Consider the following 25227-nt stretch of genomic DNA (forward strand, 5'->3'; position numbering starts at 1 on the left):
GCATCCGCCTGCACAGTGATAAATCGACGGCGGCTCAGCGGTGTTTGGCGTCCAACGTATGGCGCCCGCCAGGTGCCCCGGCCAATGACCCCGGCGACTGCTGCGGGGGCATGCTCTTGTCCGTATCGTCCCGGCGCTTGGGTTGAAAACCGGGTTCAGTGATCGAGCCGGGTTCGGCCGGGCGGCGGCGCTCGGTCACCTGTGGCGGTTGATAGGTGGGGGCGGGTTGCATGGGGTCGTGCATCGTGCACCTCTGCTGGGGAGCGGGGCCGGCGGAAGTGCCTGACCCTGATGCAGCAGATTGCCTGGTGTACGAATCGGCGTCGGTACGTTGCCGCGCATAGAGGGAAGCTGCGGCGGCCCCGGAGATGGCGTTCGCTGGCGCACAGACGCACTTGCGACGGCGGCGCAGGCTGCTCTTTCACTCAGCCTCAGTTCATTTGGAGTCAATCATGCATAGTTCAGACAATCGCCCAGAGTCGGGTAGCAATGGTTTTGGTGGCGCGGCGCAACCCGCCTTGGTTCTCCCCGAGGGCACCACACGCACCGGCCTGAGCAAGGAATTTCACAATCTGTTGGCCGACCTCGAAGACCTTATCAAGGAAACCACCTCGCTCGGTGCCGACGATCTGGCACATGCCAAGGATCGGCTGGTTGCCCGCCTGGCCAGCACTCGTCAGGGAATCGAGACGCTTGGGCTTAGCTTGGCCAAACAGGCCAATCATCAGGCAGTGATGGCCAATGATTACGTGCATGCGCAGCCTTGGAAGGCCATCGGGGTCGGCGCGGCGGCGGCCTTTCTGCTCGGCTGTGTGCTGGCTCGTAGCCGATAAGCATGGATCGAACGGCAATGTATATGCCCAAGTCTTCCCCCGTCAGCCCCGCAGCGCCAGGCGCACTGCGGGGCTTGCTGCGCCTTCTGCGCCTGTGGCGTGTCGCCGGCCCGCAATTGCTCGAACAGGTCGAGCTGCACGGGCAGTTGGCTAGTCTGGAGTGGGCAGAGGAGAAGCGTCGCCTACTGCGGCTTGTGCTGTTCGCCGGACTGGCTTTTGCCTGCCTGTTAAGCCTGTTGCTGGTACTCAGTGCGCTGTTGCTGGCGCTGAGCTGGGCAACGCCGTACCAGTGGTCTGGCGTTCTGGCGGTGGTAGGCTTGCATGGTCTGGGACTGTTACTGGCCTGCTGGCGCCTGAAGGTGCTCGTTGGCCGTGGCGCCCAGTCCTTCGCGGCGACGCGTGAGGAACTGACGGCTGGGTTCGTCGCGCTGCGGCGGACGATATGAAGGTATCCCCCGAGCAACAACGCCAGGCGTTGCGCTTGCAGCTAGCGGCGCAGCGTCAGCGTCTGCAGCAACTGTTGGGCGCTGACTCGAAGGGCAGCTATCCCCGCAGCCTGACCCTGCGCCTGCTCAGGGCTATGCCCGCCCAGCGCGTGCAGCTGGTTTCTGCGCTGGCTATGTTGCTGGGGCCGCGTGCCTTGCGCAGTTTCAGTCTACTGCTGATTCTCGGTCGCTTCGTGCGTCTGCTCGCTTCTGGTGCGCCACGGCAGAGGCCGGCAAGTGCTCGGCCAAAGCGCCTGAGGTAATGTGTCTGGGAAGTACGCTGGCGTACATACAACTGCGTTGCACTGGCACAGCATGAAGTTGACCAGAAACAGAACGGCCAGCGCCGCAGCAGGTTTCGCCATGCACGGAATGATCGAATCACCCCTCGTCAGGCATATCAATGCGCAGTGCCAGTCGCTCGCGCTCTACCTGCACAAACCCAGTGGCATGCGCTATGCCGCCAGTCTCGAGTCGGCCTGGAGCTATGAGCTCAATCCGCTGTACGGCCAGGCGCGCCACGCCACACTCGACGATCTGGCCGATACGGAGGTCTGGCAGCGTCTGATTTGAGCCCGCTGGACGCCTGATCTCTGGCACCGTTTGCGGCTACAGCCGCGCGAGCCAGTTTTTTAGTTCCTTTGAGACGGCATCCGGCTGCTCCAGCGGAGCCAGATGGCCACAAGTCTCGATAATGGCCAGATGCGAGGCGGTGATGGCGTCGGCCATTTCCCGGTGGACTTCCGGTGGTGTGATGGCATCGTCGCTGCCGCACAGCACCAGGGTTGGACAGGCGATCCGATACAGGTCCGGACGGCTATCGACACGGCCGATCATGGCCCGCTGCTGGTTGATGCAGACTTGCGCACCTTGACTGTTGGCCATGGCATGAATCACCTCCAGCAAGCCCGGATCATCCAGATGTGCTGGGTGAACCAGTTTTGGTAGCAGCCCTTCGAGGACGGAGGGAAAGTCCACTGCCGCCAGACGTATCGATTGCATTCGGGCTTCGCTATTTTCGTCCGTGTCGGGCCTGGCACTTGTATCCAGCAAGGCCAGAGCCAGCACGCGCTGCGGTGCCTGGCGGAGAATTTCCAGGGCGACATAGCCGCCCAGGGAAAAACCGGCCAGGGCGAACTCATCGGCCGGTGCCTGGGCAAGCACCGCGCTGGCCATGGCGGCAATGGAGTCTTCATCGCTGACGTCGGCGACCGAAACGTGCGTGGTGGCGGCGAGAGCTGCGGCCTGATATTGCCAGAGGCGCGCATCGCAGAGTAATCCCGGAAGCAGCAGCAGGTGTGGTCTGGTCATGGTCGGCCTCGCAATTTTATCGGCAGATGGGGGGAATCCGGACAGGCTGGACACAGCTTCTGCTCAGGTTGCGCCATGCGCGGCGTGGCGACCGTGCGTTAGCGCACCCAGGGGCGGCGGCACTGAGCTGTGGGGGGTACGCGAACGCACAGACGCGGCGCTGCCGTGGCAATAGCCTGAAGCCGTACGCGCTTTGTGCGTGGAGCCAATCGGGAGTAGAGCGATGGACACCTATCGTCATAATGTATCCGCCAGTTTTGCCCAGCGTGCAGCGGCTGATCGCGTCCTGTCCAAGCTGCTCAAACGCGGCTTATCACGTGAGCAGTTGCAGATACTGGATGCTAGTGAGCACACGCCGCTGGGCCTGGCGGCTCGGCTCAAAAGCCGCTCGGCGCGCAATGCGATGCTGACCTATGGCGCCATCGGCGCTGTGGTCGGCGGGGTATTGGGCGCACTGGCCCAAGCCGCTCTGGTCATCTCGGACATGGGCTTGCTGACTGCCAGCCCATCGCTTGCGCCGATCATGCTGATGGGCTGGGGTGCTTTTCTTGGGGCCTTGCTAGGTGCCCTGATCGGCCTCGCTGCGGTTGTCCCGTGGCGTCCGAGCCTGACTCCAGAGGAGATAGCCGCCGGCGGTAGCGTGTTGTTGGCCAATACCCGCAGTGCCGAGCAAACCAGCATGGTCCGTGAAGTGCTGACGGCTTCCAGTGGTACTTGCAAGGATGTGGATATGGTCCAGAGCGGGCGTGACGGCTGGTTAAGCTAAGTTGCGGGTCATGTCCGGCATCAGCGTCCTTCGGTCTGCCTGAGGCATGGCAGCCAGCGCGGCGTAATTTGCAGTAGATATGGCCGGTCAGCCTGTTGGGGCTGACCTGGCATATCGTCCTCGTCTCAGAAGGTCAGCGCCTTCGATTGCACGCTTCTCACCCCGCGCACGTTTTCCGTAAGTTTCACCGCCAAGGCGCGTTCGGCGCCATCGTCAACCTTGCCGCTGAGGGTGACGACACCGTTCTCGGTGCTGACATCGATCCCCGTACCGCCGACATTGCGCGAATAGAGCAGAGTGGATTTCACCTTGGTGGTGATCCAGCTGTCGGCGATGTCGTCGCCGGCTTCGCTGGCGGCCTGCTTGCTGCTGTCGACCATACCCGGTTTGTCAGCCTTGACCTTTAGCTGATTATCGACGGCAGTCACGCCGTTGGTGCTCATTGCCAGGCTGGCCGCATGCTCGAGGGCTTCACTGCTGCCCACGGTGCCGCTGAGGGTGACCTTACCGTCGCGGGTGACCACCTTGGTATCCATGCCCTCGGCATGTCGGCTCCACAGCAACTTGGACTTGATCGCCGCCGTGGTGCTGGCATCGTCGATGGTATCGCCGAAGCTGCGTTCGCCGCTGGATTTGCTCGGGGTGAACTTAGCATCGACGACGATGTTGTTGGTCACCGACTCGATGCCGCTGACGCCGAGTGCGATCTCATTGGCCAGTTCCTTGTTGGCTTCTTCGGTCACTCGGCCGGTCAGCGTCGCCTTGCCATTGTCCACCGAAACCTTGAGGTCGCTGGCGCGCAGATAGGGGCTGATGGAGTAGGCGGTCGAGATCTGGCTTTCCTGGCGTGCCTCGGTGATGTCCTGGGACATGTTTTCCGCTAGCGCACCACCGCTCGCTGTGGCGATGGCCAGAGCGAGCGATGAAGCCAGCAGAAGGGTGCGCGGTTGCGTGTGCATGATAAGAGTCCTTTGCGAGAAAGCCGGCGGCGATGCGCGTGCAGCTGGCGCCTGGCTGATGGTCGATGGGAGGGCGTTGCACCGGTATCGGCTATGGCCGATACCGGATGATGCAGCTTGGCAGTCCATGGGCTGGCAGTCGGTGCGTTGGCGCACCGTGGGCAGGCCCAGGTTCATATCCGGCCAAGTAGCACCAGAATGAGGAGGATGACGACGATCAGGCCCAGGGCGCCGCTGGGCATGTAGCCCCAACTGCGGCTGTGGGGCCAGGTGGGAATGGCGCCGACCAGTAGCAGGATCAGCACGATCAGCAGAATGGTGCCCAGGCTCATGGCAGGCTCCTTGCGGTATTGATGATGGGGTGGGTTTAGCAGGCGCGCAGTGGTGGGTCCGTGCTCTACATGGCATCAGCATGACGTAGACAGGGCTGCCGATCTGTACGGCTGCGCACGTAAGCTGGCGATAGCGCTGCAAGCTGTTGCGGCGGGCAGGAGAGGGGAGCTTGGCGCTGAACGCCAGGAAGCCAAACGCTCCGCAGAGGGCGGAGCGATGGAGTGCGCGGTCAGATCAGCTTTTGCATTTCTGCAGGAAGCTCTTGACCTGTTTGTCTGCCTCGTCACGCGTGAGGGCGTAACGCTCTTTGATCAGACCAGCCAGTTTCTGCTCCTGGCCTTCGGTTTTCAGCAACTCGTCCTCGGTCAGCTTGCCCCAAGCGATCTTCGCGGCGCCGACCTGTTGCTGCCATTTGCCTTTGAGGGCATCCGTACTTGGCAGGCTCATGACTTTTTCGGCTCCCGGTTCTGCGCGTTGCGCTTGTCCTGAGTGGCTTGCGGCTTGGCTTGGTTGGCCGCTTCCTTGGGTTGTTGAGGCGACTTGGCGGGCCCCTCGAAGCTGTCCTTGCTGATGACAGGATCGCGATCCGCCTTGTAGAACGGCTGGGCGGTGCTGGCGGTTGACGGTTTCTGGGTTTGGCCTTCGGCTTTACCCGAATGCTTGGCCGGTTGTTGATAGGTGGGCTTGTGCATGGTGACCTCTGCTAAAACCGGCAACTGCAAAGGTGCGAGGTGCCGGGAAGAGGACTGTGACAGGCTGGTACGGGCCAGTCGGTGCGTTGTCGCGCTTAGGTTGCAAGTCAGTGCTCGGTCAGCGTCATCAGAATATCGGCGTACCAGGTGCAGTTAAGGCCTAACGCCTCGTCCAGCAACAGGTCACGGCTGCCCAGGTCGACCCGGGACGAGTGAATACCCAGCAGGCGCCACGGCAGGGATTGTTGCCCTGTGGCGGGATTGCTGGTCCGCATCACCACCGGTGAGCCACTGGTACCGCGGTGAGTGCGAGCGTCGGTGAGAAAATAACCGAGACCCTGAAAGCGAAGGCCGAAAGAGGACGCGAGAATTGCGTGGCGTACCACTGGCATGTGGTGAAGGCTGTCATGGAAGCCGAGCGGGAAACCAACCACCAGCAACTGGGCGCCGATCTCGATATGTTCCTGAGGCTGCACTAAATGTTCCGGTCTGAAGGCGTGGTAGGCGATGGCAGTGGGTAGTGCCGGGCGTTCGATTTCGATCGCGGCCACATCGATTTCGCCGGCACTATCCAGGCCTTGGCGCCATAGGCTGCCGCCGTTGCGGTAAAGAGGGATGGAAAAGCCTGTGGAGCTGGCCATATTGGTCGAATCGGTGTGGACTTCTATCTCCAGGCTGTCCGGGTGATGACCCGTGGGCTCATCGATCAATACGTGGCGGCTGGTGACCAGGAACAGGCGCTCATCGCGAGCGAAGAAGAACCCGCTGGCATTGGTCAGCACCTGCGTGCCTGCAATGGTGGTGATACGTGCCACGCTCAACATCAGGGAATCGATCATCGCCTTACAGAGCCTCCGGTCGATAATTTGCTTACCGACTGTCATGTCGCATCAAGTCATTGGGCTAGCCCGCAAACAGTCAAACCAGCGGTGTTACTCGTGCCATTGCGTGCTGATCTTTCATCCATTCTGCAGCCAGCCATGGCATCACCGATGAATGCGGGGCCATCCCTCGTTTCGGTGCATTGAGTCTATCGGGTGAAGACCGAATCGTATGCGTGCCAGCGTACGGATCGAGTGGGTACGGGGTGGCAGTATCCATATGGATGGCGCGTCTGTTTCGCGTCGGATAATTCCGATTGGTGAACGATATGCACAAGCCCAAAAAATCTGACCAACCGAGTAAACCTGCTGACCAGTATTTGCCCGGGGGGGCTGATTCCAGCAGTTACCAGCAAGAGGTTGAGCAGCGTGAACGTCGACTTCTCAAGCGCGAGAAGCGCGAACAATCGACACGAGACTTGCAAGACGACTTGATGGATAGCTAGCGCATTAACGCTATGCGGTCTTTCGCAGAAAGAGTCTTCGCTAGCTTGAGTGTCAGCGATCATATGAAAAGGTGATATTTTCGTTGGTCGTCTGTTTTTATTAAAAAAGTAGTCCTTGCTTCGCGAGCATGAGTTGCAATGGCGAGGGGACGGGGCAATTAGCTAGGCCTAATACCGGCCTATTGGGAGGTCGTGATGAAAACTTCGTACTCAGATATCTATCGATATATTGTCAGAGAGCTTGCGCCGTCGCCTCCTGAGCCAAAGAATGTTCCACTTACTATCGTTTGTGAGCCACTTGATGAGCAGCCAGGTAGTCCTCATCACACGGTGATCATACACCTCGTAGCTGGCACAACCATGAGTGAGGCGCAGGAGATGGCAGATGCCTTGCAAGCCAAGGTCCAAACTTTTTGCCATGTGGAGAAACCCGCGACTAGAAATAACTGAGTGCTGGATTGCATTGCGTTGATTTGCCGGTGTGGTCAAGCCACTCTAGGGCTAGGTCGTTTGAAACTCTATCGCTTAAGGCAGGGCTGTCTTTTGTTTCTCGGATATTGCAGGTTGAACTATCTGCTCTAACTTTCTAGAGGTCGGTATTCGAAGAAGTAGTCGATCATTACGTGGTGCGATTGCGCTCGAAGAAGCTCAGCACCTGTTTTTCTGCTTCTTCGTGGGTCATGCCGTAGCGCACCTCTACCAGATGGGTCAATTTATCTTTATCCCCTTCGGATTTGATCAGCTCATCAAGGTTCAGCTCATCCCAGTTGATCATGGCTGGGCCGGCCAGTTGCCGCCATTTTCCTTTGATGATGTCGCCAAGTAGTCTGCTCATTTGAGTTACTCCGTGATGTCCAAAGGCTGAGTAGGCGGCATGACGGGATCAGGGCTGCTGATGAGATTCAGCGGCAGCTTGATGTCCACGTGGTGTTCCCGATCATCATCGCGCAATGGCAGTCCGTCGCCTTCGAGGCGGATGCCATCGAGGTCGATCGTCTGCTCATCCTGCCTTGTGCGCTGCACCGTGATTCGGTAAGGCGTGGCGCCATAACGGTAGTGCAAGGTGAAACCGGGCCAGTGTGCCGGCAATAGCGGACGAATATGCAGGCAGGCGCCGCTGCGCTGCACACCGAGCAAGGACTCGACGATCAAGCGGTACATCCACCCGGCGGAGCCGGTGTACCAACTCCAGCCGCCACGCCCCTCATGCGGCGGCATGCCGTAGACATCGGCAGCCAGCACGTAGGGCTCGATCTTGTAGGTCGCAATCGCAGCGGCACTGTCACCATGGGTGATCGGGTTGATGGCGTGCAGGAGTTCCCAGGCTCGAGTGCTGTCGCCGAGCGCGGCGAAGGCCATGCTTGCCCAGACCGCTGCGTGGGTGTATTGGCCGCCGTTCTCGCGGATGCCGGGTAGATAGCCCTTGATGTAGCCGGGGTCCATGGCGCCGTTATCGAAAGGCGGCGTGAGAAGCTTGATCAGACCTATGTCGCGACGAAACAGGTGACGGTCGAGCGACGCCATGGCCATGCGCTGGCGCTTCTCGGGGGCCGCGCCCGAGAGTACGCACCAGCTCTGGGTGATGGAATCGATACGGCACTCGTCGTTGCTGGCCGAGCCCAGCGGCGTGCCGTCGTCGAAGTAGGCACGGCGATACCAGGCACCATCCCAGGCGTGGCTTTCCAGGCTTTCACCAAGGGCCTTGGCCTGCTGCAGACAGCGGCGTGCAAAGTCCGGGTCGCCATTGCGTTCGGCGGTCGTCGCGAATCGGCTCAACACCTCATGGCCGAAGAAGCCGAGCCATACGCTTTCTCCCTGGCCCTGTTCACCGACACGGTTCATCCCGTCATTCCAGTCGCCATGCCCCATCAGTGGCAGGCCATGAACGCCGCGTCGCAGGCTGTGCTCGATGGCGCGCACGCAGTGCTGGTAAAGCGTCTCTCGCAGAGCCGACTGGCCAGGCAGGTCGTAATAGGATTCCTCACCGCTATCGAGTGCGCGTCCTTCCAGGTAACCAACGCTTTCCGAGAGCACGCTGTGGTCACCGGTGACCTGCACGTAGCGGCTGGTTGCCAGTGCCAGCCAGAGATAGTCATCGGAACAGCTAGTGCGCACGCCACGGTTCATCGGCGGATGCCACCAGTGCTGCACGTCGCCCTCGATGAACTGGTGGGCTGCACACAGCAGCAGATGCCGACGTACTGCTGCCGGCTCGCAGTGCAGCATGGCCATGCCGTCCTGCAACTGGTCGCGAAAGCCGATGGCTCCGCCAGACTGGTAGTAGCCGCTGCGTGCCCAGAAGCGGCTGGCGATGACCTGGTACATCAGCCAGCCGTTGACCAGTACATCGAGCGCCGGCTCGGGCGTTTCAATCTGCACCGCTGCCAGCGTCGAACGCCAGTGTGTGCGTACGATCTCCAGTTCGACCGCTGCCGTGGCGTTGCCGCGCATGCGCTGAACCAGGCGAGAGGCGCTCTTTGCGCTCTGCTCGGCGCCCAGACGGAAGGTCACCTCGTGGCTTGCCCCTGGCGCCAGTTCGATCCCGACCCTCAGCGCAGCGCAGGGATCGAGCCCCGTGCCCCTGCGCCCTGACAACTGCTCCTGGGCCATGGCTGCCGGTGCCTTGAGGTTGCCATTGCGTCCGATGAATTCGCTGCGGTCGGCCGTGCTGCTCATGAGCGGCATGTCGACATCGAAGAAAGCTACCCGGCCAGGGAATTCGATCGAGTAGGCGTTGCGCGCGAACAGGGCGCCCGTGTCCGGGTCCGCATCGGTGACGATGTGCATGCTCGATTGACTGCGCAACTCGCCCAGAACCCAGGCTACATAGCCGGTGATCGAGAGTCGCCGGGGCCGATTCGAGGTGTTGCGCACCAGCAGCTGCGAGAACTTTATCGGCGCCTCCAGCGCCACGTAGACGCGCAGCTCGGTCCGGATGCCGTCCTCATCGTGCTCGAACAGGCTGTAGCCGAACCCGTGACGGGTAAGGTACCGAGCGTTTCCCGGACAGGGCAGGGCAGTCGCTGACCAGTAGTGGCCACTGTCCTCGTCGCGCAGGTAGATGGCCTCTTCGCTTGCGTCGGTGACGGGGTCGTTGCACCACGGCGTGAGACGAAATTCGTGAGCATTCTCATGCCAGGTGTAGGCGCTGCCGCTTTCCGATATCACCGTGCCGAAGTGAGGGTTGGCGATCACGTTGACCCAGGGCGCCGGAGTGGGCTGGCCGGGCATCAGATGGATGACGTACTCGTTGCCATCGGCGCTGAATCCCCCATAGGGGTTGCTCAGCAGCAGGCGTGGGTCTGGTTCCGGACGTGTTGAGCTGCGCGCGGGCTTGCGCAGCAAGCGCGCATCGAACGCCGGCAATGCCGGGCCTGCCTTGCGATGGCGGATCTGTTCGGACAGACGGCCATGCCTGTCGTTGAGCACGAGGTGTGCCACGGCCTGCATCAGAATCCGATCCTCGCTGGACAACTGCTGCACCGGGCGGACGAAAATACCGCCAGGTCTATCCAGCAGATGCGCCTCGCTGCCGGAGGTCGCCAGGCCCAGGATCAGGTCTTGCAGGTTCTGCCGGTAGCTGGCCTGGTCTTCGTTCCAGATCACAAGGTCCACCACCAGCCCTTTCTGGCGCCAGTAGGCATGGGCCTGTACCAGCCGGCGCACCAGTTCGATGTTGCCCGCGCTGGAAATTTGCAGCAGCACGATCGGCAGGTCGCCCGAGATGGCCTGGCCCCAGAGCCCTGTCTGGTTGCGCTGGTTGGCCGCCAGGACCTGAGGGGGGGCGCGCAGCGCCGGCGCACTGTAGAGAATCGACGCGGCCATCTGCTCGAACAGGCGTGCATCGGCGTGACTGATGTTCAGTTGCCGCAGCAGCACTTGGCTATGGGTCCAGGCCAGATCGAAAACGCGATCAGCGAGGTGGCGGTCGCGGTATTTGTTGATCAGGTGCAGGCACCCGCTGCGGCTGTCGCTGACACCGCTTACCAGATCGATGATGGCGCCCTGGCCGGCCTCCAGGACGAAGCGGCAGCGTATCGCCACGATGGGGTCGAGCACGGCGCCGACCGTCCCCGAGAGCTCCTCGACGTCCATGGCCGCCGGCTGCGCCAGGCTGCGCCCGCGACCGATGAATCGGGCGCGGTCGGTTTCGTAGGAAATCGCTTCGATGTCAACGCCATGGGCTGCCAGCAGGTGGCATAGCCAGGGAGCGTGTTCTGTTTTCGAGCGCGGCCGGCGGGTACACAGAATCGCCTGTAGATCCGCGTGCAGCTCGGTCTCTATGAACAGCTTGCTGAAGGCCGGATGGGCCGAGTCACTGCGCGGCGGCGCCAGCACCACTTCGGCGTAGCTGGTCAGTTCGATGGAGCGACGCGCAAGGCCACGATTGTTGATATGCAGGCGCCGCAGTTCGGCATTGTCCTCGGGGGAAACGACGATCTCCGTATGGGTGTCGATATCCTGTTGGCGCACGCGAAATTCGGCCCTGGCGTCGGTGAATATCGCCTCGAAGCTGTCCGTACGTTGCAGCGTCGGTTGGAATGCGCTCGACCAGAATGCACCACTGGCGGTGTCGCGCAGGTAGCAGAACGTCCCGGCGGCATCACAGGTAACGTCCTCCTGCCAGCGGGTAACGGCGAGCTCGTCGCATCGGCTGTAGCCGCCGCCGGCATGGCTGATCATCACGTGATAATGGCCGTTGGAGAGCAACTGGACGGCAGGGTGGGCGCGATCAGGCTGGGTATAGACGCGCAACTTGCTCTCATCGGCGCGAGTCGCCGCTTCTTCCTGCGCCACCTGAGGCGCATGCAGGTATTGAGCCGCGCTCTTGGGCATGCGCTCCTGGAGCAGCAAGGCAGTGGCCTGGAACTGCGGGTCGGCCTCGAAGCGCCGGTGCATGGGGCGCTCGAGCAGCACGGCAGTAAGTGCCAGGAAACTCATGCCCTGGTGATGGGCCATGAACGACTGGATCACCGCTGAGCTGCGACCCAGGGGCAAGCGCGCGCTGGTGAAGTCCAGCGCCTCGTACAGGCCATAGCGACCCGCCATGCCCATGCCAGCCAGCGCCTGCAGGTTTCGGCACGCCTCGGCAGGTGCCACCAACAGCGCCAGAGCCGATGCGTAGGGGGCGATGACGATGTCGTCGCCGAGCCCCCGTTTCAGGCCAAGGCCCGGCACGCCAAACGCTCGGTACTGGTAGTTCAACTGCGTGTCGAGGGCGTTGTAGCCAGACTCGGATACGCCCCAGGGCAGGCCGAGCTTGCCGGCATAATCGATCTGGCGCGCCACTGCGGCCTTGCAGGTCTGGTCCAGCAAGGTTCTTGGGTAACTGGGCATGACCAGCAGGGGCATGAGGTACTCGAACATCGAGCCGGTCCACGACAGCAGCACCGGGACGCCGCCGCTGCTGGTCAACAGCCGGCCGAGGGCGAACCAGCCCTCCTGTGGCAACTGACCCTGGGCAATCACGACAAAATTGGTCAGTCGCGCTTCCGAGGCCAGCAGGTCGTAGTAGGCGCCATCGAGACGCTGCTCATCGGCGTTGTAACCGATGGCCAGCAGGTCTCGCTGCGGGTCGTAGAGAAAGCTGAAATCCATGTCTGCCAGGTCGCTTGCCAATGTGGCCAGGCGTTCTACCAGCGCGATTCGCTCCATTGCGCAGGCTTTGGCTTTGCGCGTTGGCACCTGCTCGTCTGCCGGCCAGTCGTTGGCATCGAGCGTTGCCAGTTGCCGCCAGGTGACGCGTCGCGAGCGTTCGCCTGGCAGGAGCAGGCTGGACATTTCAGCGCTCAGGTCTCGGCATTGCGCACTCAGCACCTGTAGCCAGTAGCTGGGTTCTTCTTGCCGGCTCAGGGTCACGGTCAGTTTCTCGGCCTGCTCGAGCAGGCGCTGCAGGGTAGGTAGCAGGTCGTGCGGGGGCTCGGACGTGAGCGCTGGTGCTGCCAATACCTTGAACAGTTCGTCCAGAAGCTGTTCATCCAGACCGGCATCCAGCACGGCTTCCTGCAGGACATCGAGGCAATCTCTGAGACCCTGCAGCGTGCATGCGTCATTCGGCGCAGCATCAGGCAGCTCCAGCAGTCCCTGGCGCAGCGTCATGAGCAGGCCGGCCAGATTGCCGCTATCCACCGTCGAGATGTAATGCGGCGGTAGCGGTTTCAGGGTGAGCGTGTCGTACCAGTTGTAGAAATGCCGGCGATGACGCTGCAGCAGGGCCATGCTGGTCAGCATGTGCTCCAGTCGCGAGAGCAAGTGCCCGCCGCTGATATAGGCGAAATCATGGGCGGCCAGGTGGGACAGCAGCGCCATCCCCATGTTGGTGGGGGAGGTGCGATGCGCGGTGACGGCCACCGGCTGTTCCTGGATGTTATCCGGTGGCAGCCAGTTGTCCGCAGGCCCGACCAGGTCCTCGAAGAATGCCCAGTTCCGGCGGGCCTGGCGGCGCATGAAGCGTCGCTCCTGTGCAGTGGGCTCGAACGCCAGCGAGGCCGAAGGCTTGCTCAGCCACCAGGCAAGTGCGGGGGCCACCGACCAGGCGAGCAGGAAGGGTGCGGCGACCGCCAGAGCCAGAGGATGCATGACCAGCAGGATGAACAGTCCGGCGGCGAGTGCCGGGCACACCCACATGAGGCGATACAGCCCGGATAGATCGTTACGACTGCCGCGCTCGACTTGCCGAGAAGGGTTCCACTGCAGCAGGTTGCGATGGCTGACCAGCATTCTCCATAGTGTTCGACCAATCGCATCCAGGCTGTTGAGCGTCTCGAAAGGCAGCCATACCAGCGGCAAGAGGGCTCGATGAAAGCTTGATCCGCTGCTGCGCAGGGTTGTCGTCAGATGCAGACGCAGCGGTACCTCGGGTGGCTTGTGCAGCAATTCGTGCAGTAGGCCAAGCAAGGGTTGCGTAACCACCAGGGCAATGATCGCCAGTACCCAAAGCAGCGGCTGCGAGCTGGCGAACCAGGCCCACAAGAGACCGCACAGAAAAGCCGCCGGCTCAAGGCTGCGGCGCAGGTTGTCGAAGATCTTCCAGCGGCCCAGAGCATCCAGGCGGGTAGCCTGCTGGCAGCCAGCCGAGGGAGGGCATGAGAGCAACCAAGGCAGCAACTGCCAGTCACCGCGAATCCAGCGGTGGTGCCGTTTGGCATCGGCGCTGTAGCAGGCGGGGTATTCCTCATAGACCTGGATGTCGCTGGTCAGGCCGGAGCGCGCATAGCACCCCTCGATGAGGTCATGACTCAGAATGCGGTTTGCCGGCAGGCAATCCTCCAGCGCGCGCTCGAAGGCATCCACGGCATAGATGCCCTTGCCGATGAACGAGCCATTGCTGAACAGATCCTGATAGACATCGGAAACGGCGCGTGTGTAAGGGTCGATCCCTGCATCGCTACCGAACAGGTGGGCGTAGGTCGAGCGCGCGATACTCGACAGACTGATGCCGACCCGTGGCTGCAGGATCGCGTAACCGCTGGTGATGCGTCGCTTGCTGGCGTCGAACTGCGCCGCGTTCAGAGGGTGAGCGAGGGTACCGACGAGCTGGCGTGCGACATCACGCGGTAGCTGCGTGTCGGTGTCCAGGGTGATCACGTAGACAGTCTGCTGCAGCCTCGCCAGATCGCCGACGATCGTGTCGAAGCGTTCTCTTCCGTGGCCGCGCAACACTGCATTGAGCTCGCTCAGCTTGCCGCGTTTGCGTTCATGCCCCATCCAGCGGCGCTCGGTCGGGTTCCAGCGTCTGGGTCGATGCAACAGGTTGAACCGGCTGCCTTCCATGGCCGGGTACTTGTCATTCAACGCTTCGATTGCCTGGCTGGCCCGCTCCAGCAGCGGCGCATCCTCATCCTGGGTTTCCTGCTGCGCGTCGAGGAAGTCGGTGAGCAGGGCAAAATGCAGATTGCTGTCGCGGTTGGCAAGGTAGCGCACTTCCATGCCCTCCACCAACTCGTCGACATCCAGCGCGCTGCCAATCAGTGTCGGCACGACCACCAGGGTACAGGCATCCGCGGGAATGCCCTCGCTGTAATCGAGGCGCGGCAACATGTTCGCCGGCATCGTCAGGGTCACCAGCCAGTTCACCAGGCCGATGGCCAGGCGGCTGGTCATCAGCAGGAGCGGTACGCTGAGCAGGGCCAGGTACAGCAGCGACCAATTATCGGCATGCGCCAGGGCCAGCAGGGGCCAGGCCAGTAGGGCGGTGAGCAGCAGGGCCGGAATCAGGAAAAAATACAGTGGCGCACGACTCAGCAGCCGTTGCCCCTGCTCGATGAGTGACAACCGCACGCCGAGCTGTCGCTCCAGTGCCGGTACACCCTTATCGATCAGGTAGAAGCCGATATGGGCCATGCGCGGGATATCAGGCGGTGCGCCTGCGGCCAGGTCGAGCGCCGCGCGCGCGACTCCTGTCTCGTCGTGCTGACAGGCCCGGGACAACCGTTCCACCGCATGCCGATAGTGATCGCGCGTGGCGAAGTCCATGCGCGCGTAGATGCCCGCAGGGTCCTCGCGCAGCACCTGCTCCACGCCACTCATGCGCTCGACGAACTTGCGCCAGTCGGTGGCCGCGAGCATGCGCAGGCTGTTGATACTGTTGCTGATGGAGACCTGTTCGGCCGCTTGTGATTGCGCGTCCAACTGCACCAGACGCTCTATGTTCAGGTCGGACTCCGCCAGTGTCTGCTCGATCCAGGTCAGCGGCAGCATGAGCGCGGTGTTCTGCCCCTGTAGCCGGCGCGCCAGTTCGGCGACGAACGAGCTGGACATGGGCAATGGTGAGCGCGCCATGTCCGCTACGGCCAGCACGATGCTCTTGGCATCGCGCTCAGCGGTTTCGCTCAGGCGGTCTGCCCAGTGATTCGCCAGGTTGCGATCGTTCCAGCTGGCCATCACCCGTGCGGCCACACGGCGCAGATTTTCGATCAGAGCAAGGCGCAACATGATGGGCACGGCCCAGAGTTCGCCCAGGCTCAGCACAGTGATGGACTGATAGGCGGTGATGAAACGCCCGAGACTTTCGCTGTCGACCCGCCCATCCCCGTGGGAAATGGTTTCCAGGGCGATGTCGTAAACGCGGGGCAGTGTGGACGATGGCCCATGGGACAGCCCGGGTAGCTCGCGGCAATAGCCTCTGGGAAGGTGCTTCTGGGCGGTACGGATCTGCTCTTCGATCAGATAGAAATTGTCCAGCAACCACTCGGCGGCGGGTGTGGCCCGCTGGCTGGAAAGCGTCGCGACCGTCATGGCCTGGCAGCTGCTCGCCAGTACCCTGGCGTTCTCGGTCAGTCGCTCCAGCAAGGCGTCCGAGGTGGTGTGCTGGCTGAGTCGATGCTGATGCGCGAGCTCGACACCATGGTTCGCCATTTGCTCGGCACTGAACAGTTCAGAGCGTAGGACGGCCTCGTATTCGAATGTACGAGGCGTAGAGCGCCATAATCGCCGGATGAGACTAGACCACTGAGTATCCATATGCTTCCTGGCGTGCGGCGTCAGCGTTCGGACAGGCCAGCGCAGAGCAATCACTCCAGGGTTGCCAGCATGCCGTTGCGCAGATCCAGATGCGTGAACAGTCATCAGGCTCTGAAACAGGTGGGACGTCTGTCCGCTGCCGCACATAGCTTCCGGGCTCTCCAGGTGTTATTCCAAGTCTTACTCAGTCATGGAGCCCGCCTCTAGCGGCGTTTGTGTTCCAGCGTACTGACGGCCCGTATTCTCGGCGTATGCTGGGCTGCGTTGCGCTTGTACTGCGGGAGATCGAACATGCAAGAACTACCACTGCCTGTGCGAAACCATCTGCTCGGTGCGCTATCGCCGGATGTCTGTACAGGGCTATTGCCACACCTCGAACGGGTGCATCTGGCATCGAGCCAGGTTCTCCATGAGCGACATGATGTGATGAGTCACGTCTATTTCCCGGTCGATGCCGTCATCTCCTTGCTCTACCAGACAGAGCACGGCGCCGCGACGGAGATTTCGGTCGTTGGAGATGACGGGATGGTGGGTATCGCCTTGTCGATTGGCGGGGAGAATCTCCCGAGCCGTGCCGTGGTTCAGCGCAGCGGCCATGCCTTTCGCCTCGAGGGCGCGCTGCTCAGGGATGAGTTCGCCCGTTACGGAGATTTGCTCGGGCTCGTGCTGCGTTATACGCAAACCTTGATCGCGCAGATGGCGCAGGCCGCCGTTTGTACCCGGCATCATTCTATCGATCAGCAGCTCTGTCGCCTGCTCTTGCTCTGGCTGGATCATCTGCCGGGTAACGATGCGACGGTGCCGCAAGAGTTGCTCGGAGATAGGCCCGGTACGAGTCGCACGAACATGGTAGGCGCCGCCGATAAGCTCAGGCGCCAAGGGATAATCGATTACGACGCCGAGACCATTACCGTGCTCGATCGGCATCAGCTGGAGCAGTTGTGTTGCGAATGCTACAGGCTCGTCAAGCGGGAAAGTGAGCGTCTACAACCCTGCGTAGCAAAGCTCAGATAGGGGTATTGGCTGAACTGAGCTGCGTGCCAGAGGCGCCAGGAAGCTCAAGGCTACCACCAGCTCCCGCCATTCTCTGACGGTGTCAGATAACCTGCTCAAGCAGGAATTCACGGCATCGGCACCGAATCAGAAATGGGTGGGCGACATCACCTACCTCTCCACGGAGGAAGGTTGGTTGTATCTGGCGGTGGTCATCGATCTGCACTCGCGGGTGGCTTTGGCATCCAGAAACAGCGCTGAGAAAACCTCGTGCTCAAAGCCACCCAGCTTCGCGATCAGGTAGTCCTTGACCAGTTCCGAAGATGTAAAGGCTGCACCTCGCTGAACCTTCTGATTGGTCACCTTGCGAGCAGCGTTCAGGATTTGTTCTGCACTGGCAGGCAGATAGCGATCTTGCTCGTCTCGATTCAGCAGGTAAGTGTCAAAGGCGAGAGAAAGCTGCGACATGATCGTGCTCCAGTTGCTTGGACGGAATTGCCCGGAACCGGCCCAGCACGTCGCAGCGCAGCAGTCAGGGGGGATAGCCGGTTCAGCCGCAAATGCGCGAAGCGCATGCAGCCCTTGACGGCGAGAACGCCGTGATAGGGTGGGAGGAAACAGCAAGACCGCCACTCCACCGATCTCACAGGCGTCACCGGCAAGCGCAGCGCAGGCTCTGTCGACACGGCGTAAAACGCCCGGAGGCGTTGTGGGCGAGCAGCAGAAAGGCAGCCATGGCGTACAACAGCCAGTGTGAGAGACAGGAGAAAAATCTCGCTATGTGACCAATGGCCCATCCTGCAGGGTTGGCAGATGGCCGCTACCAAAATATTCTCCGCTCGCTGGGCTAACGAAGTGCGAACAGGCAGGACGCTGACCCCATGCACTCCGTTAGCTCAGAACCTTCCTTCCTGGTCTGTTTTAACAGGCCTCTTCATTGGCATTTGCCATGGCTCAGGTCAGCCCTGACAGCTCGCTCCGGCGAGCGTCAGGGTCTTTCTGTGCCCGAAGTATTCACCAGTGGTATAGGTCTTTGCCTTCTCACCGCAGCCTTGGTGCGAGCACAAACGCTGGTGGATACGACTCAGGAAACCCACCTCGAATGCTCGTCTCTCAATGGCGCATGGCAGCAGATCGCGCTCGGCGATCATCACTGCCCAGAGCCATCCACTGCGGGCGTTGTCGAGCCAGGTCTGGGCCAGCTTCACGCCCTGGTCGAACGCCTCTCTGCAATCGGCAGCCCAGGCTATTTCGATGCCTGGATGGCCGTCATTAGGTGGAAGGCACGTCATGACGCCATTGCTCATCTGGCACCTCCCCGCACTTCGGAGAGGGCGCGGCGATAGAGCACGACCATCTCATCGAGCAGAGCCAGCGCTGAATAAGCAGCGATGCGCACGCGCAGATCCGCGGGCTGCAAGCCTTCAGGTTCAGCCAGTTGATCGAGCAGATTGCCGAGCATGACGCCGCGCAGTTCAGCGGCAGCTTCAGAGGGTAGGGGAGAGCGTTCGGATTCATGCAGCGGGCTTCGCTGCAGCGGGAAAGGTACAACGCAGGATTCGAACTCAGCCATGGCGCACCTCCAGATCAGAGGTGGACAGCAAGACCAGAAGCCCAAGGCGGAGCTCTCGGGTAAAAAGGGGGTAGCGCATTTTCCTTATGCTCCTCAGACGATTAAGGAGCCGCCTACCGCCGTTGCTACACGGTAATGGAGGCGGACCGTGCGGGGGTAGCAAACCGGCGTCCGAGGGAACCGGCCAGGCAAAAGCCTGCCCCACACGGTCCGCCATAGAAGTTAAGCAACCAAGCACGTCGAGTGCTGGCTACTCAAACTATGGCGCTACCGCGCCTCGAACGAATCAGGTTGCTACACCCGGCCGTGGGATTTACCACGACGGGCGCACTCTAGCCCGAGGGTTTCAGGATGGCAACCTACTGTGGCGTAGTTGGCTGCCGGTAAATGCCCCCTGGTATACAAACCAACGGCTGGTCTGCGCTAGGTGATTACATCCTTCGACCTTTAGTCTGGGCGACGATTAGTGTGCTGCGCAAATCGAGATAGCCACCAATTCGGCATCATAAACAGTTATCCTTCGCTTTTTTCGGTAATGGGACGCGGAAGGCTCAATCCCAAGCATGTGCCGATACAGTTGGGTGCAAAATGTGACCAGTACGTTGCCCAACCGCACGACAAGACCAAGGAGCGCAGGTTTCTATTTATGTCGAACCCGTTTTTCGATCACCCGATCCTGAATTCCCCATACCAGCGCCCTAGCCGTCACTGGGAGCTAGACGAAACTGGCCAACCGACACAGAAGATCGTTGAAGATCGGCGTAAAGCGCAGTTCATAACGCCGATTCCAAAGCCTAAGAAGCAGAAGGTGACTCCGAAGCAGGATGGTTTTCTCTTTGACGAAGGCAAAGGGCTGTCCACAGGCAAACAGCAATACGATCCCACCTCTATCATCAATAAAGTCCGTGGCCATGTAGACACATGGCGTGCGCTGCCTGCGAGCCAATGGCAGGTTACCCCCGAAACGGCACGCTTGCTCCAGCATTGGCGACATCACGATTTTCATGGTGTGCGCCCGTTCTTTTGCCAGGTCGAAGCAGTTGAAACGGCGATTTGGCTTACAGAGGTCGCGCCCTTATCCAAGCCTGGCAAAGAGCTGCTGGAGCATCTCGCGGCTGCCAACAAGGACGCCAATCCTGAGTTGATGCGCCTGGCGCTCAAGCTCGCTACGGGTGCCGGCAAGACCACGGTTATGGCGATGATCATTGCCTGGCAGACCGTCAACGCGGTGCGTAGCCCTGCCAGCAAGCACTTTACGCGAGGATTCCTGCTCTGCGCTCCTGGCCTCACCATCAAGGATCGTCTGCGCGTGCTGCAGCCTAACGATCCTGATAGCTACTACAAGGAACGCGAGCTTGTTCCGAGTGACATGCTTGACGACATTTCCCGAGCCAAGATCGTCATAACCAACTACCACGCCTTCAAGCTGCGCGAGCGTATTGAGATTTCAAAGGGCGGCAGGCAACTGCTCAAGGGGCGAACTGGCGATGATCCCCTAACGCTTGAAACTGAAGGGCAGATGATTCAACGCGTGATGTCGGATTTGATGGGCATGAAGAACATCATGGTCATCAACGACGAAGCGCATCACTGCTACCGGGAAAAGCCTGCGTCGGATGACGACTACATTGATGACAAGGGCAATCCGCTTACGGGAGAAGCCCTGAAAGAAGCTAAGGCGCACGCCAAGGATGAGAACGAAGCTGCCCGCCTTTGGATTTCCGGGCTGGAAGCGGTCAACCGCAAGTTGGGAGTTAATCGCGTCATCGACCTCTCGGCCACCCCTTTTTTCCTGGCTGGTTCTGGCTATGTCGAAGGCACCTTGTTCCCGTGGACGATGAGCGACTTTTCATTGATGGACGCCATCGAGTGCGGCATCGTCAAGCTGCCACGCGTCCCTGTTGCAGAAAACATCACTGGCGATGAGATGCCGATGTTCCGCAACCTGTGGGAAAACATCCGCAAGGACATGCCCAAGAAAGGGCGTGGCTCCAATCAGGATCTCGATCCACTCAAACTTCCGACAAGGCTGCAGACAGCTCTGCAAGCCCTCTACGGGCACTATGAGAAGACTTACGCAAAATGGCAGGACGCTGGGATCAGTGTTCCACCTTGCTTCATCGTCGTTTGCCAGAACACTGCTATCTCCAAGCTGGTATATGACTACATTTCAGGTTTCATTCGCAAGAACGACAACGGAACATCGACGCCGGAAAATGGCCGCCTTGCCTTGTTTCGTAACTTCGATGAACACGGCAATCCGTTGCCGCGCCCAAACACCTTACTTATCGACAGCGAACAGCTCGAAGTCGGTGATGCGTTGGACGATAACTTCCGCAACATGGCTGCAGATGAAATTGAGCGTTTCCGCCGTGAGATCGTTGAACGTAGCGGAGACGTACGAGCGGCTGACAATGTTACGGATCAGGAGCTGCTGCGCGAGGTAATGAATACGGTCGGCAAGGTTGGGCAGTTGGGTGGCTCGATCCGTTGCGTTGTGTCGGTATCAATGCTCACAGAAGGTTGGGATGCCAATACCGTTACCCACGTACTAGGCATCCGCGCTTTTGGCACTCAGCTTTTGTGTGAGCAGGTCATTGGCCGCGCTCTGCGCCGTCAATCCTACGAGCTAAACGACGAGGGCTTGTTCAACGTCGAATATGCCGATGTGTTCGGTATCCCCTTCGACTTCACCGCCAAACCAGTAATCGCAACGCCTTCCACACCGCGCGAAACTGTGCAGATCAAAGCGATGCGTCCTGAGCGCGATGCGTTGGAGATTGTCTTTCCACGTGTCGAAGGCTATCGAGTCGAGCTGCCTGAGGAGCGATTAGCTGCTGACTTTAATGATGAGTCCAAACTCGTGCTTACGCCCGCGCTGGTAGGCCCATCGCAAACGCAAAATGCCGGCATCATCGGTGAGTCGGCAGATATGACGCTCCAGCATCTTGGGGACATGCGCCCCTCCAGCCTGGTTTTCAACCTTACACAGCACTTGCTCTACACCAAGTGGCGAGATCCCGGCGAGGAACCCAGGCTGCACCTTTTCGGCCAGCTCAAGCGCATCACCAAGCAATGGCTGGACACCTGTCTCATCTGCAAAGGCGATACTTATCCCGCCCTGCTGATGTATCAGGAACTGGCCGACATGGCCTGCAACAAGATCACTGCGGCCATTACTCGGCACTTTCTTGGTGACCGCCCCATCAAGGCGCTGCTTGATCCATACAACCCCAGTGGATCAACCCGGAATGTGCGCTTCAACACCTCTAAGACTAGCCGTTGGGAAACCAGCTCTCAGTACAGCCACGTCAACTGGGTAGTCCTCGATAGCGACTGGGAGGCTGAATTCTGCCGTGTCGCTGAGCGGCACCCGCAAGTGCGGGCCTACGTGAAAAACCACGGTCTCGGTTTCGAAGTACCGTATCGCTTCGGCTCGGAAATGCGCAAATATCTGCCGGACTTCATCGTGCGTGTCGACGATGGCCGCGGCCCTGACGATCTGCTTAACCTCGTTGTTGAGATCAAGGGCTATCGCGGCGAAGACGCGGTGGAAAAGAAGTCCACTATGGATACCTACTGGGTGCCCGGCGTGAATCACCTCGGCAGCTACGGCCGCTGGGCCTTTGCTGAGCTCACCGACGTATTCCAGATGCAGCACGATTTTGCTGAAAAAATCGAAAACGAATTCAACAAAATGATCGAGTCCGCCACCGTGCTGGCCGACAGCGAGAAAGCATGACCATGGCGAAGCAACCCGAGCTCAAGACTGTAGAAACCATCAAGCACGACGACGCTAAGCGCAAAAATATCCCTTCTGCCGAGCAGCAATCCTTTGTCCAGGAGCCTGCAACGCCAAAGCAGATTCGCTACCCGCGTAACACTGATCTCGATCCTCAGCTCGTTTGGCGTGGTAAAGATGAACAGGACTGGAGCGATCTCGTCGTCAACGCCCCGCCACTCTACATTCAGGAAAAAGTGCATCCCAAGGCGCTGATTGACGAGCTACTGCGCGAGACACGAGAGCGTGAGCACGATGCTGGACAGGCCACGGCTGACCTGTTTTCAGACTTCAACGGCATCCCCAAGGGGGCGGACAAGACGGAGTTTTACCAGCACGACCAAAACTGGACCAACCGCATGATCTTGGGAGATAGCCTGCAGGTCATGGCAAGCCTCGCCGAGCGCGAGGGCCTACGTGGCAAAGTCCAGTGCATCTATTTCGACCCACCCTACGGCATCAAATTCAACAGCAACTTCCAGTGGTCAACTACCAGTCGTGATGTGAAGGATGGTAAGGCGCAGCACATCACGCGCGAGCCAGAACAGGTCAAGGCTTTCCGAGACACCTGGCGTGACGGCATTCATTCCTATCTCACCTATCTGAGAGATCGACTGACCGTGGCGCGTGATTTACTGACCGACTCGGGTTCGATCTTTGTGCAGATCGGCGATGAGAATGTTCATCGAGTACGGGCGGTAATGGAGGAAGTATTTGGTGACGATAATTTCATCAGCCAAATCACCGTGCGCAAGACGACCAGCGAAGGAAATACTTTACTCGGTGCTACTTGTGATTTCGTGCTTTGGTTTGGAAAGAACAAGGAAGTAACAAAGGCACGAACACTTTATGTTGGTCGCAGCGAAAGTTCAGAGGGTCGCTATACCTCAAGATACTTTGATGGAACATTTTTTCGGCTGGATAATTTGACAAGCTCGCGATCTGCGGGTGAAGGTGATGTGACCAAGTTTGAGTGGTTTGGCGCAGAGCACACTCCAGGAAAAGGCACATTTAAGACCAAAGAGTCGGGGCTCGTTCGATTAGGTAAAGCGGATCGATTAGTTGTCACAAAGAATGGGAAGCTCAACTATCGCAGGTCGCAAAATGACTTTGGTTATGGTGCGATGGGAAATCTCTGGGCTGACATCAGTGGCGCTGTCCAAAGCCGATCTGATCCGAAGATTTATGTCGTTCAAACATCGACAAGTATCATAGGACGTTGCTTGTTACTGGCTACCGATCCCGGCGACCTCGTGCTTGACCCGACCTGCGGCTCCGGCACTACCGCAACCGCAGCGGAACAAGGTGGGCGCCGTTGGATTACTATTGACACCTCGCGTGTAGCGCTGGCACTTGCCCGCGCCCGCATCATGGGCGCACGCTATCCCTTCTACCTGCTCGCCGACTCGCTCGAAGGCCAGTTGAAAGAAGCCGAACTCACGCGCACGGCACCGAGCAGTCAACCTGTGCATGGCAATGTTCGACATGGCTTCGTCTATGACCGTGTGCCACATATCACGCTGAAATCTATCGCTAACAACGCCGAGATCGATGTGATATGGGACAAGTGGCAGCAGATACTGGAGCCGCTGCGCGAGCAACTGAATGCGGTTTTGAAAAAATCCTGGCAGGAATGGCAGATTCCACGCAGCGTGGGCAAGGACTGGTCAGACAAGGCTAAAGAAATTCACGCCGAATGGTGGCAAGCGCGCATCGCTAGGCAGAGTGAAATTGATGCCTCCATTGCCGCCAAGGCTGAATTCGAGTACCTCTACGACAAGCCTTATGAGAACAAGAAGGCCGTACGCGTGGCAGGTCCCTTCACGGTGGAAAGTCTCAGTCCGCACCGCACGTTGGGCGTAGATGAAAATGACGAGCTGATTGATCAGTTGCAGATATCCGAGCCAGGTGCCGACTATGCGGCTAAGCAATCCTTCCCGCAGCTAATTCTGACGAATCTAAGAACAGCTGGTGTGCAGCAGGCACATAAGGAAGACCGCATCAGCTTCACCGCGCTTACCCCCTGGCCGGGTGATTTGGTGTGTGCCGAAGGGCGCTACTTGGAAGGCGAGTCAGAGAAACGAGCAGCCATCTTCATTGGTCCCGAGTTCGGCACCGTGCAACGTGCCGATCTGGTGGCTGCTGCGCGTGAAGCTGCAGACGCTGGCTTCGATGTGCTTATTGCCTGCGCCTTCAACTTCGAGGCTCACACCACTGAGTTCGCCAAGCTAGGCAAGTTGCCAGTGCTCAAGGCTCGCATGAACGCTGACCTGCACATGGCCGAAGATCTGAAGAACACAGGGAAGGGCAACCTTTTTGTGATCTTCGGTGAGCCGGACATCGATCTTATCCCCCATGACGACGGCCAAATGCGTGTGAAGGTACTCGGTGTTGATGTGTTCAAACCGCAGACTGGCGAAGTCATCAGCGACGGTGCCGACGGCATCGCCTGCTGGTTCATCGACACCGATTACAACGAAGAAAGCTTCTTCGTCCGCCATGCTTACTTTCTGGGTGCGAATGATCCATACAACTCGCTGAAGACCACGCTCAAGGCCGAGATCGACGCTGACGCTTGGGCTTCGCTCAATAGTGATACCTCACGTCCTTTCCCCAAGCCGAAGTCCGGCCGGATTGCCGTAAAGGTGATCAATCACCTGGGTGATGAAGTGATGAAGGTATTCAAGGTCAGCTGACCATTTCATGGCCAGG

At 59.8% G+C, this 25227-nt stretch carries 19 protein-coding genes and 2 pseudogenes; 9 read left to right on the plus strand and 12 right to left on the minus strand.

Annotated elements, in window-relative coordinates; genetic code table 11:
- Nucleotides 1-34 precede the first annotated feature (34 nt).
- A complete protein-coding gene (locus PVE35_RS11340) occupies nt 35-244 on the minus strand; it encodes a hypothetical protein (protein ID WP_277374685.1) in 210 nt (69 codons plus the stop codon).
- A gap of 208 nt (nt 245-452) precedes the next feature.
- Here PVE35_RS11340 and PVE35_RS11345 point away from each other — a divergent pair, with 208 nt between their 5' ends.
- The 4 genes from PVE35_RS11345 (at nt 453) to PVE35_RS11360 (ending at nt 1891) form a co-directional block, all read left to right on the plus strand.
- Nucleotides 453-833: a DUF883 family protein gene (locus tag PVE35_RS11345; protein WP_013715907.1), complete on the plus strand. Its 381-nt coding sequence runs from the start codon at nt 453-455 to the stop codon at nt 831-833.
- A 23-nt stretch (nt 834-856) separates the two neighbouring features.
- Nucleotides 857-1279: a phage holin family protein gene (locus PVE35_RS11350; RefSeq protein WP_277374686.1), complete on the plus strand. Its 423-nt coding sequence runs from the start codon at nt 857-859 to the stop codon at nt 1277-1279.
- Nucleotides 1276-1581, plus strand: coding sequence for a hypothetical protein (locus tag PVE35_RS11355; protein ID WP_017676995.1), 306 nt, complete (start codon nt 1276-1278; stop codon nt 1579-1581). The genes PVE35_RS11350 and PVE35_RS11355 overlap by 4 nt, the downstream gene beginning before the upstream one ends.
- Before the next feature lie 100 nt (nt 1582-1681).
- Nucleotides 1682-1891 carry a hypothetical protein gene (locus PVE35_RS11360; RefSeq protein WP_179576556.1) on the plus strand — a complete coding sequence of 70 codons (210 nt, stop codon included), beginning with the start codon at nt 1682-1684 and terminating at the stop codon, nt 1889-1891.
- A gap of 36 nt (nt 1892-1927) precedes the next feature.
- Here the strand turns inward: PVE35_RS11360 and PVE35_RS11365 are convergent, their stop codons facing one another.
- Nucleotides 1928-2629 (minus strand): alpha/beta fold hydrolase, encoded by a 702-nt coding sequence (locus tag PVE35_RS11365; RefSeq protein ID WP_277374687.1) that lies wholly within the window; start codon nt 2627-2629, stop codon nt 1928-1930.
- 223 nt (nt 2630-2852) lie between these two features.
- Between PVE35_RS11365 and PVE35_RS11370 the strand changes: the two genes are divergently transcribed.
- Complete coding sequence (locus tag PVE35_RS11370) at nt 2853-3395, plus strand: hypothetical protein (RefSeq protein ID WP_277374688.1); 543 nt, start codon at nt 2853-2855, stop codon at nt 3393-3395.
- A 125-nt stretch (nt 3396-3520) separates the two neighbouring features.
- Here the strand turns inward: PVE35_RS11370 and PVE35_RS11375 are convergent, their stop codons facing one another.
- The 7 genes from PVE35_RS11375 to PVE35_RS11405 all read right to left on the minus strand — a co-directional run bounded on the left by PVE35_RS11375 (nt 3521) and on the right by PVE35_RS11405 (nt 16168).
- Complete coding sequence (locus PVE35_RS11375) at nt 3521-4354, minus strand: BON domain-containing protein (protein WP_277374689.1); 834 nt, start codon at nt 4352-4354, stop codon at nt 3521-3523.
- A 173-nt stretch (nt 4355-4527) separates the two neighbouring features.
- Nucleotides 4528-4686 carry a DUF3309 family protein gene (locus PVE35_RS11380; protein WP_017676990.1) on the minus strand — a complete coding sequence of 53 codons (159 nt, stop codon included), beginning with the start codon at nt 4684-4686 and terminating at the stop codon, nt 4528-4530.
- Between the two features lie 235 nt (nt 4687-4921).
- Nucleotides 4922-5134, minus strand: coding sequence for a CsbD family protein (locus PVE35_RS11385; protein WP_013715900.1), 213 nt, complete (start codon nt 5132-5134; stop codon nt 4922-4924).
- Nucleotides 5131-5379 (minus strand): hypothetical protein, encoded by a 249-nt coding sequence (locus PVE35_RS11390; protein ID WP_196475022.1) that lies wholly within the window; start codon nt 5377-5379, stop codon nt 5131-5133. The genes PVE35_RS11385 and PVE35_RS11390 overlap by 4 nt, the downstream gene beginning before the upstream one ends.
- A gap of 107 nt (nt 5380-5486) precedes the next feature.
- Complete coding sequence (locus PVE35_RS11395) at nt 5487-6218, minus strand: serine protease (RefSeq protein WP_017676988.1); 732 nt, start codon at nt 6216-6218, stop codon at nt 5487-5489.
- Between the two features lie 1107 nt (nt 6219-7325).
- Entirely contained in the window at nt 7326-7541 is a 216-nt protein-coding gene (locus PVE35_RS11400) for a general stress protein CsbD (RefSeq protein WP_277374690.1), read from the minus strand.
- A gap of 5 nt (nt 7542-7546) precedes the next feature.
- Nucleotides 7547-16168 carry a glucoamylase family protein gene (locus PVE35_RS11405; protein WP_277374691.1) on the minus strand — a complete coding sequence of 2874 codons (8622 nt, stop codon included), beginning with the start codon at nt 16166-16168 and terminating at the stop codon, nt 7547-7549.
- A 291-nt stretch (nt 16169-16459) separates the two neighbouring features.
- Between PVE35_RS11405 and PVE35_RS11410 the strand changes: the two genes are divergently transcribed.
- On the plus strand, nt 16460-17182 hold the full coding sequence (locus PVE35_RS11410; protein WP_277374692.1) for a Crp/Fnr family transcriptional regulator: 723 nt from the start codon (nt 16460-16462) through the stop codon (nt 17180-17182).
- Nucleotides 17183-17201: 19 nt separating this feature from the next.
- Nucleotides 17202-17393: pseudogene (locus tag PVE35_RS11415) on the plus strand (DDE-type integrase/transposase/recombinase); the annotation flags it as partial.
- Between the two features lie 5 nt (nt 17394-17398).
- Here the strand turns inward: PVE35_RS11415 and PVE35_RS11420 are convergent.
- The 3 genes and pseudogenes from PVE35_RS11420 to PVE35_RS11430 all read right to left on the minus strand — a co-directional run.
- Nucleotides 17399-17629, minus strand: a pseudogene (locus PVE35_RS11420) (DNA repair protein RadC); the annotation flags it as partial.
- A gap of 491 nt (nt 17630-18120) precedes the next feature.
- Nucleotides 18121-18468 carry a LasR-specific antiactivator QslA gene (locus tag PVE35_RS11425; protein WP_277374693.1) on the minus strand — a complete coding sequence of 116 codons (348 nt, stop codon included), beginning with the start codon at nt 18466-18468 and terminating at the stop codon, nt 18121-18123.
- Nucleotides 18465-18734, minus strand: a complete 270-nt coding sequence (locus PVE35_RS11430) for a hypothetical protein (protein WP_010791781.1) — start codon at nt 18732-18734, stop codon at nt 18465-18467. The genes PVE35_RS11425 and PVE35_RS11430 overlap by 4 nt, the downstream gene beginning before the upstream one ends.
- 646 nt (nt 18735-19380) lie before the next feature.
- Here PVE35_RS11430 and PVE35_RS11435 point away from each other — a divergent pair.
- Together PVE35_RS11435 and PVE35_RS11440 are read left to right on the plus strand one after the other, a co-directional pair.
- The gene (locus PVE35_RS11435) at nt 19381-22476 is read left to right on the plus strand and encodes a DEAD/DEAH box helicase family protein (protein WP_277374694.1); all 3096 of its coding nucleotides are present in this window, start codon (nt 19381-19383) and stop codon (nt 22474-22476) included.
- Nucleotides 22473-25211, plus strand: a complete 2739-nt coding sequence (locus PVE35_RS11440; protein ID WP_277374695.1) for a site-specific DNA-methyltransferase — start codon at nt 22473-22475, stop codon at nt 25209-25211. Before PVE35_RS11435 ends, PVE35_RS11440 begins: the two co-directional genes overlap by 4 nt.
- The last annotated feature ends 16 nt before the right edge of the window (nt 25212-25227 follow it).

This window comes from Pseudomonas sp. AA-38 (assembly GCF_029457475.1).
Taxonomy (GTDB): domain Bacteria; phylum Pseudomonadota; class Gammaproteobacteria; order Pseudomonadales; family Pseudomonadaceae; genus Aquipseudomonas.

Bases quoted from the DNA above. Each gene is read 5' to 3' on its own strand.
- PVE35_RS11360 (WP_179576556.1), top strand. From the start codon at position 1,682: ATGCACGGAATGATCGAATCACCCCTCGTCAGGCATATCAATGCGCAG.
- PVE35_RS11405 (WP_277374691.1), bottom strand. From the start codon at position 16,168: ATGGATACTCAGTGGTCTAGTCTCATCCGGCGATTATGGCGCTCTACG.
- PVE35_RS11385 (WP_013715900.1), bottom strand. From the start codon at position 5,134: ATGAGCCTGCCAAGTACGGATGCCCTCAAAGGCAAATGGCAGCAACAG.
- PVE35_RS11425 (WP_277374693.1), bottom strand. From the start codon at position 18,468: ATGAGCAATGGCGTCATGACGTGCCTTCCACCTAATGACGGCCATCCA.
- PVE35_RS11410 (WP_277374692.1), top strand. From the start codon at position 16,460: ATGCAAGAACTACCACTGCCTGTGCGAAACCATCTGCTCGGTGCGCTA.
- PVE35_RS11440 (WP_277374695.1), top strand. From the start codon at position 22,473: ATGACCATGGCGAAGCAACCCGAGCTCAAGACTGTAGAAACCATCAAG.
- PVE35_RS11350 (WP_277374686.1), top strand. From the start codon at position 857: ATGCCCAAGTCTTCCCCCGTCAGCCCCGCAGCGCCAGGCGCACTGCGG.
- PVE35_RS11390 (WP_196475022.1), bottom strand. From the start codon at position 5,379: ATGCACAAGCCCACCTATCAACAACCGGCCAAGCATTCGGGTAAAGCC.
- PVE35_RS11340 (WP_277374685.1), bottom strand. From the start codon at position 244: ATGCACGACCCCATGCAACCCGCCCCCACCTATCAACCGCCACAGGTG.
- PVE35_RS11365 (WP_277374687.1), bottom strand. From the start codon at position 2,629: ATGACCAGACCACACCTGCTGCTGCTTCCGGGATTACTCTGCGATGCG.
- PVE35_RS11395 (WP_017676988.1), bottom strand. From the start codon at position 6,218: ATGATCGATTCCCTGATGTTGAGCGTGGCACGTATCACCACCATTGCA.
- PVE35_RS11435 (WP_277374694.1), top strand. From the start codon at position 19,381: ATGTCGAACCCGTTTTTCGATCACCCGATCCTGAATTCCCCATACCAG.
- PVE35_RS11380 (WP_017676990.1), bottom strand. From the start codon at position 4,686: ATGAGCCTGGGCACCATTCTGCTGATCGTGCTGATCCTGCTACTGGTC.
- PVE35_RS11370 (WP_277374688.1), top strand. From the start codon at position 2,853: ATGGACACCTATCGTCATAATGTATCCGCCAGTTTTGCCCAGCGTGCA.
- PVE35_RS11375 (WP_277374689.1), bottom strand. From the start codon at position 4,354: ATGCACACGCAACCGCGCACCCTTCTGCTGGCTTCATCGCTCGCTCTG.
- PVE35_RS11345 (WP_013715907.1), top strand. From the start codon at position 453: ATGCATAGTTCAGACAATCGCCCAGAGTCGGGTAGCAATGGTTTTGGT.
- PVE35_RS11430 (WP_010791781.1), bottom strand. From the start codon at position 18,734: ATGGCTGAGTTCGAATCCTGCGTTGTACCTTTCCCGCTGCAGCGAAGC.
- PVE35_RS11400 (WP_277374690.1), bottom strand. From the start codon at position 7,541: ATGAGCAGACTACTTGGCGACATCATCAAAGGAAAATGGCGGCAACTG.
- PVE35_RS11355 (WP_017676995.1), top strand. From the start codon at position 1,276: ATGAAGGTATCCCCCGAGCAACAACGCCAGGCGTTGCGCTTGCAGCTA.